Source organism: Paenibacillus zanthoxyli JH29, from assembly GCF_000520715.1.
GTDB lineage: Bacteria > Bacillota > Bacilli > Paenibacillales > Paenibacillaceae > Paenibacillus_AQ > Paenibacillus_AQ zanthoxyli.
Window position 1 is genome coordinate 1 of the sequence record NZ_ASSD01000018.1, and the last position, 365, is coordinate 365.

General features: G+C 65.2%; 1 pseudogene. It reads right to left on the reverse strand.

Annotated elements, in window-relative coordinates:
• A pseudogene (locus tag L691_RS27440) lies at positions 1 to 365 on the reverse strand (polysaccharide biosynthesis protein); the annotation flags it as partial.

Genomic DNA, 365 nt, shown 5'->3' on the forward strand with positions numbered 1-365 from the left:
GCAGCCAGAACCAGCGCAGCGACAGGCGGCAGCGACTCTCGATCTCGCTTAAATCCCCCCGGAACTTGGACTCGGCCAAGGCGGGAATGAACAGGACGGAGAGCGAGCCCGCCAGCATCGTTACAAGCTGGACCAGCGGAAGGCCCCGGTTGTAAATGCCGAACTGCACCATAGCCTGTGCCTCGCCGCCGACGGAAGCCAGCAGGCGGGGCATGGTGAAGACATCCACCAGGCTGATCAGCGGAGCGGCCAGCATCCCCAGCATGACCGGCACGCCGTAAGCGAGCAGCTTCCGCATGCTGCGGTCCTCCGCCCTGCTAGAGCCGGCCTCGGGGTAGAACCCCATAGAGGTTGGCGTCGGAAGC